At 61.8% G+C, this 6,506-nt stretch carries 7 protein-coding genes; all 7 read left to right on the top strand.

Translation table 11 applies throughout. The annotated features are described in order from the left end of the window. The first annotated feature begins 296 nt into the window (after positions 1 to 296). From B0D78_RS08485 to B0D78_RS08455, 7 genes are read left to right on the top strand one after another with little or no spacing between them, the layout of a single operon-like run. The gene (locus B0D78_RS08485; RefSeq protein WP_078016543.1) at positions 297 to 2,036 is read left to right on the top strand and encodes a WecB/TagA/CpsF family glycosyltransferase; all 1,740 of its coding nucleotides are present in this window, start codon (positions 297 to 299) and stop codon (positions 2,034 to 2,036) included. Then, positions 2,029 to 2,496, top strand: a complete 468-nt coding sequence (locus tag B0D78_RS08480) for a CBS domain-containing protein (protein ID WP_078016542.1) — start codon at positions 2,029 to 2,031, stop codon at positions 2,494 to 2,496. The genes B0D78_RS08485 and B0D78_RS08480 overlap by 8 nt, the downstream gene beginning before the upstream one ends. After that, positions 2,493 to 2,828 carry a hypothetical protein gene (locus tag B0D78_RS08475; RefSeq protein ID WP_078016541.1) on the top strand — a complete coding sequence of 112 codons (336 nt, stop codon included), beginning with the start codon at positions 2,493 to 2,495 and terminating at the stop codon, positions 2,826 to 2,828. The genes B0D78_RS08480 and B0D78_RS08475 overlap by 4 nt, the downstream gene beginning before the upstream one ends. After that, complete coding sequence (locus tag B0D78_RS08470; RefSeq protein WP_078016540.1) at positions 2,825 to 4,720, top strand: V-type ATP synthase subunit I; 1,896 nt, start codon at positions 2,825 to 2,827, stop codon at positions 4,718 to 4,720. Before B0D78_RS08475 ends, B0D78_RS08470 begins: the two co-directional genes overlap by 4 nt. Then, positions 4,702 to 4,920, top strand: coding sequence for an ATPase (locus B0D78_RS08465; protein WP_009165809.1), 219 nt, complete (start codon positions 4,702 to 4,704; stop codon positions 4,918 to 4,920). Before B0D78_RS08470 ends, B0D78_RS08465 begins: the two co-directional genes overlap by 19 nt. Positions 4,921 to 4,930: 10 nt before the next feature. Beyond that, a complete protein-coding gene (locus B0D78_RS08460; protein ID WP_078016539.1) occupies positions 4,931 to 5,503 on the top strand; it encodes a hypothetical protein in 573 nt (190 codons plus the stop codon). Between the two features lie 10 nt (positions 5,504 to 5,513). Next, positions 5,514 to 6,503 carry a V0D/AC39 family V-type ATPase subunit gene (locus B0D78_RS08455; RefSeq protein ID WP_205948283.1) on the top strand — a complete coding sequence of 330 codons (990 nt, stop codon included), beginning with the start codon at positions 5,514 to 5,516 and terminating at the stop codon, positions 6,501 to 6,503. Positions 6,504 to 6,506: the final 3 nt, after the last annotated feature.

Below are 6,506 nucleotides of genomic sequence, written 5' to 3'. Positions count from 1 at the left end.
GCTAAACCAGAAAGTTGAGTTAACGATGAACTCCTAGGGTGGTGTTTCGGGAATCTGGGATGAATCGCAGCCGCCGCGTCGTGATCGCTTTGAGAGAAGCGGACGCTTTTGCCGCGACGGTTTGTCTGCGAGCGTTTTTTCGGTGTTTTCGCGGTCCAGGACGCGAAAAGGGATTTTTTTTATCGGGAACTCCTGATATAATGTTTAAGATGAGTCGGGACGAGCGTTTCTCGTCCGTTCCCAAGTTTGCGGGCTGATAAAATTTTTAGGGGAAACCGTGAAGGGAGGAATCGGCTGTGACGTTGCCCTTCAGCGCTGACGCGATCGTGCCGCTGCTTCTGGTGGCGATCGGGTGCGTGGCGCTTCAGCGTTTTTTCAGGAAAAAACTGAGCCGAGATCAATATTTCTACATGAGGGACCTCTCGCTGATGACGGTGATGATGCTGCTGGCCCTGTGGAGCGGCAGCGACCGCATCGAAGCGCTGGTGGCCTGTTCGCTGCTGTCCATGGTCGTGGGGCTGGCGGAGCGGGCTCGACCGGGAAAAGGTTTCTTTGCCTTTATCGTTCTGCCCGGGCTGATCTTCGCCCTGACGGGGCAGCCGATCTCATTCGTCTCTTCCAGCGGCTCCGCGTTCCTCTACCTGTCTTCATGGCAGTCTATCCTGCTGACCACGGCGTGGATGACGCTGTTCCCCGTGTTGTTCCGGCGGCTCGACCAGGTGCCGGGGTTGGCGGGACATCTGCTGGGCGTCAGCCTTTCGCTGATGGTCGCGGTGACGTATTTTTCGCGCCAGAATCTGGGCGAGGCGTTTTTGGTCTCGGTCGTGTCTCTGGTGCTGGTCGGCGCGTACTGGAGCCGGCTCGGCCATCAGTTCCGTCAGCTGGGAACGCCGCTGGCGTCCCTGTGGGGCACGCTGGTGGCGGGCATTTCCATCATCGGCGTCAGCAAGGGTATCACGCTCACGGCGCTGATGGTGATCCCGCTGGGATTTTACGCTGTGCCGTTGGTGGAGCTGTCGCTGGGGCTGGTCAGTCACGCGTTCACGCATGGACAGACTCGCGTGGCGCCTGACCTTTACAGCCGCGTGATCGAGCGCGGCGTGGATCATCCGGCGGCAGTGCGTCTGGTGACGGAGATTTGCCTGCTGGTGGGCGCCTCGGTGGCGCTGATGCAGCTGATCCCGGATTCCGCCGCGCTGAAAATGGCGGTGCCGGCGATGGCCGGCGTGCTGTTGCTGGTGCTGTGGGGCGTGCACGGCGGCCGCCGCGCGCGCGCCGATGACCATGCGCTGTGGGGCGTGAGGATCGACGGGATCTCCATGAACTACGCGCTGTCGAAGAGTCTGGCCTGGCTCAAGAGCTCCGAGCCGCGCTTCCACATGGTGGTGACGATGAACGCGCTGGGGCTGAACGAGACGCGCTCCGACGCGGAGTTCCGCCGCATCGCCAACGCGGCCGATCTGAATCTTCCCGACGGCGCGGGGCTGGTATGGGCGTTGAAAAAACTGAAAGTGCCTGTGGTGGAACGCATCGCTGGCATCGATTACATGGATCGGCTCTGCCGTCTGGCGGCGTCCGAATCGCTGCCCGTGTACCTGTTGGGCGGCCGCCCGGGCATTGCCCGCCGCGCCGCGGAACGCCTGCAAAGAGAATATCCCGGGTTGGTCGTTTCGGGCTGTTACGACGGCTATTTCGACCGCGCGTTTTCCGACGAAGTGGCCGGCAACGTGCGCAAAAGCGGCGCCAAGATCCTGTTTGCGGCGCTGGGCATGCCGGCACAGGAGAAGTGGCTCGACTCGCAGCGCGCGAATCTTGACGGGGTCCTCTGCGTGGGCGTGGGCGGCAGCTTCGACGTTTACGCCGGCGTGTTGAAGCGGGCGCCCCGCTTCTGGCAGAAAATCGGCTGCGAATGGCTCTATCGCCTGTTCCAGGAGCCGTGGCGGCTGAAGCGCGATTTCCAGCTGCTGGCTTTTGTGCTGGCGGTGTTTCGCGAGCGGCTCAACGTCTTCCCGTGGAGAGAAAAAGATCATGAGTAACGAAATGGTGACCGCCGAGCAGCTGATGAAGCGCGATCTGACCGCGGTGATGGCCGAAGACACCGTCGAAGACGCCATGCACGTGCTGCACAGTCACAGCCTGAGCGGCGTTCCGGTCGTGGACGAGCGGTGGCGTCTGGTGGGTTTCCTTTCGGAATCGGACATCCTCCGTTCCGTGTTGCCGTCGTATCTGGAGATCCTTGCGCAGGATTCCTTCCTCTACGGCGAGCACGAACTGCTGACGAAAAAATTCTCGCAGGTCCGCGCCGGCACGGTGCGCGACTATATGCAGATAAACTGTCAGTCCGTGAAGACGACGGCGAACATCATGAACGTGGCCGACCTGATGCTGCGGCTCAGAGTCAAGCGCCTGCCCGTCCTCGACGGGCGGCTTCTCGTCGGGATCATCGACCGGGGCGATCTGTGCGAGTATCTGATGAATTCCAGAGGCGCCTCATGACGCCGAAGGAAAGCGAATCGCGCTGGAAAGAGCGGTTGCGCCAACTCGTTGCGTCTCAGCGGACGCAGACGCTCAACCTGGAACGGGAGCTCGAAGCTCGCGTCGACGAGACGGAACGGCGGGCGCGGTTGATGGTGGAGAACACGCTGAAACGCTGCGACGAGATGCAGAAGGCCAGAGTTGCCGCTTATGAGCGCGAGACTCAGCTGCTTCTCGAACGGATGCGCGAGGAAGCGGAGCGCCGCCGCGTCGAAGCCGCCTGCGCGCCGATGGATGCGGAACTGGACCGCGCCTGGGCGGCAATGAACGGAGAGGAGGAAGCGCGCCGATGATCGAAAAAATGTGCCGGCTGTCGTTGGCGCTCCCCGAATCTCTGGGGATGGAGCTGATCGACTTCTTGCAGGCCGACGGGCGCGTCCATCTGATCCTGCCTTCTGAAGAACAGCACAACGTCGATCTGGCAGATCGGCTCTTGGTGCTGCGCGAGAAGCTGCGCGCCGTGGTGGAAACGTTGGAGGGAATTGCCGTTCCCGCTTCGGCGGAAAGCGTTCCTGCTGCGGCCGACGCCGAGGTGGAGCGGATCCTGTCCGAATCCTTCGCTCTCACCGTTCCCGAGCTGGAAAAAAGCGTAGAAAAATTTCAGGCGGAGCTAGCCTGCATCATGAAAGGGCATGACCGTCTTACTGATGAGAAAAAACTGCTGGAACGTATTCTTGCGCAGCTGGGAACGCTCGCTTTTAAGGATTCTTTGGGACGTCGCTGTCTGCTCTGGTGGGTAGCGAAAGACCTTTGGCCGCTGGCGCTGAGACAGATCGAACGCCAGTGTGCTGACGGCGAGAAAACGCTGTTTCACGTGCACGATACCGCCAAAGAGGATCAGCTGCTGGTCGAGCTTTCGGTGCCGGCGGCTCGGATTTCCGCTGTGACGGAAATCCTGCATGACATCGGCGCTGCGTTGTGGACGCCGCCGCCTCAATATGCCGGAAAAAATTATGCTGAAAGCATGGAACTGATGAAACGCCGTCTGTCGGAGATCCAGTCCCTTCTCAAGGCGGAGCAGTCTGCACTTGTCGCCATGAGAAAGCAGTGGGGTCCTCGGCAGAAGGCGTTTTTTTTGCTGATCGATCGCAAGGTCGACCAGTATCAGGTCTTCAGCCGCTGCGACCGCCTCGGCGGCGTGCTGCTGATCGAAGGCTGGATGCCGCAGCGTGGTCTGGAAGATTTCCGTGTCCGTTTGGAAGAAAAATTTGCCGGGCGCGTCGCGCTTCACAGCCGCGAACCGGAACCCGACGAATATGGACAGGTGCCGACCGCTCTCCGCCACGGCGCATTCTTTGCGCCCTTCGCGGTGTTTCTCAAACTCGTGCAGCCGCCGGCTTATGGCACGGCGGATCCCACCAGCCTGATCGGCGTGTTTTTCCCGTTTTTCGCAGGCTGCATCATCGGCGACGCCGGCTACGGACTGGTCATGATGATCCTGACGTGTCTCGTGCGCCGCCGCGCCAAAAGCGAAGCGGTGCGCGACGTGGCTTTCGTTCTCATGACCATGTGCGTTTGGAGCATTCTCTGGGGCGCCGCCTTCGGCGAGTTCTTCGGCGATTTCGCGCACCGGATGTTCCACGTGGAACCGCTCTGGGTGGAACGTTCTCAGGCCGTCATGCCGGTGCTGATGTTTTCGGTGGCCCTCGGGCTGGGGCACGTGCTGCTCGGTCTGGCGGTGGGGCTGATCCACGGTCTGAAAGCTCGCCATAAAAAGCACGCCATGGAAAAGCTGGGCGCCATGCTGGTGATCCTGGCTATGGTGGCGGCGCTCATGTCCGTGCGCCGGCTTTTGCCGCCGCAAGCTTTTCCGGGCGGCATCGCGGCGCTCGTCGTCGGCTTGGTGCTGCTGACGGCCGGGGGCGGCATCGGCGGACTGATCGAAGCGATGAGTTCTTTCGGGCACATCCTCAGTTATGTGCGCATCGGCGCCATCGGCCTGTCGTCGGCTATCCTTGCGGTGGCCGCTTCGAAGTTCGTGGACGTTCTCGGCGTTTCGGCGCTGGGACTTTTCGTCGCGCTGGCGATCCATCTGCTCAATTTCGTGTTGGCGTTCGCCGAGTCGGGGCTGCACGCGGCGCGTCTTCATTATGTGGAGTTCATGGGCAATTTTTACGCTGCTCAGGGAAAAGATTATCATCCTTTTATATACAGGAGGAAACTATCGTGGAAAAAGGACTCGTAGCATTGGCGGCAGCGCTGGCCGTGGGGATCCCCGCGCTTGCGACCGCTTTCGCCCAGGCCAGGATCGGCAGCGTGGCGGCCGGCAGCGTGGCGGAAAAACCGGAAACGGCCGGCACGATGATCATTCTCGAAGCGATCCCGGAGACGATGGTCATTCTCGGTTTCGTCGTGGCCATCATGCTGATCTTGCAGTTCGCCTAGGAGTTTTCCGTTGACGGGCGAGGAACTTCTGCCTCCGGCGTTTCTGCGCGCCATGGAGGCGGAACTTGCGGCGCAGCACGAGGCGATGCGGGCGTCCGCGGACAGCCGCATGGGCGGGCTGATCGCCGCCTGCCGTGACGAGGCGGCCGCCGCTGTGAAGGAATGCACCGCCGCCTGCGAAGAGGCGCTGGAGCGCTTGAGCATGCGCCGTCGCCGTCTGGTGCGCGCGCTGGAGAGCAGCGTGCAGAAAGAGCTCGAAGCGCAGCATCTGCGGCGGCTCGAACGGGAACTGCGGCGGAGAATCGAACTTTTTCGAAGCAGCGAGAGCTACGGCGCGTTCCTGGCGAGAATGGCGGAGCAATGCCGTCGCGCCGGATTTTCCGGCGCGGGAACGTTTCGCGCCGGGCCGCGCGAAGCCGGACTGCTTCGTGCCGCGGGATTCAACGTGGAAGAAAAAGATCCCGGGCGCTGGGGCGGCTTTATCCTGATCGAGGAGGGAGGCGCGCTCTTTGACTGCACCTTTCAGACCCGCTGGGAGCAATACCGCTGCGAGCTTGTCGTCCACCGTCAGGGAAGAGGCTAATTACGAATACGTGAACGGGCGTCTGCGCGCCCGCACGCGGGATTTCCTCCCGACTCAGGTTTTTGCCGAACTTGCGTGTGCGGATTTGCAAGGCGTGGAACGATATTTGCTCGATACGGTTTACGGCCCGCTGTACCGCCGGGACTTCATGCTCTCGGACATGCCGCTGGCGCTGAAACTGGAGAGCCTGATCTCCGCTTCCGCCCGACAGCGTTTCGGCGAACTGAAAAGTTGGGGCAAAGGCACGGTGCGCTTGCTCACGTCGGTGCTTTCGATCCAGTCGGATCTGGAAAACGGCCAGCTCTTTTTGCGCGCGCTCCAATCGGGGCGGAACGATTACGAGCCGGCTATGCCCGGCTGCGGCGAACTGAGCCCGGAATTCTGGCGGCAGCTGGCCGGCGCCGGCGGCGACCGGGAACAGATCGACGAACTGTGCCGCTACGATCCGACGGAGCTGTCCAATGCGCTCAGCACGGCAGTGAAACTGCTTGACGAGTCGGGACGGCTCTGGGAAGCCGAGTGGTCCTACATGAAGAGCTCTTTTGACTGGGCCGGCGGCGTGCTGAAACGGTGCCGCGGCGCGAATGGGATGGTTGTCTCGCAATGTCTCGGCTATCTGATCGACTTGTGGAATCTGCGCGTCTGGCTGAGTGTCCATTACGGCTCCGGCGCGCCGGACGAACCGGCGCGTTTTCTCGAAGGCGGTTCGTTGCCGCTGGAGCGTCTGCTCTTCGCAAAGAGCTATAAAGCGCTGCTGCGCGGCACGTTCTGGCGTTCCCGCGGCGCGGAACCCGACGAACGTTCGCTGTTCGAGTTGGAACGGCAGTATCTGCTCTGGCAGATGACGCTGCGCCGTGAAGACCCGCTCGGCGTATCGGTGATCATATCCTATCGGGCGCGCTTATTCTGCGAGTGGCGCGATCTGATGACCGTCGTTTCCGGACTGCAGAGCGGCTTGGACCGCGCGGCGCTGCAGAGCGTGCTGCTCGTCGGCCGTTAGGGG

The sequence above is a fragment of the Pyramidobacter sp. C12-8 genome, assembly GCF_002007215.1.
Taxonomy (GTDB): Bacteria; Synergistota; Synergistia; order Synergistales; family Dethiosulfovibrionaceae; genus Pyramidobacter.
This window is presented reverse-complemented; position numbering and strand designations above follow the sequence as displayed.

Bases quoted from the DNA above. Each gene is read 5' to 3' on its own strand.
- B0D78_RS08480 (WP_078016542.1), top strand. From the start codon at position 2,029: ATGAGTAACGAAATGGTGACCGCCGAGCAGCTGATGAAGCGCGATCTG.
- B0D78_RS08475 (WP_078016541.1), top strand. From the start codon at position 2,493: ATGACGCCGAAGGAAAGCGAATCGCGCTGGAAAGAGCGGTTGCGCCAA.
- B0D78_RS08470 (WP_078016540.1), top strand. From the start codon at position 2,825: ATGATCGAAAAAATGTGCCGGCTGTCGTTGGCGCTCCCCGAATCTCTG.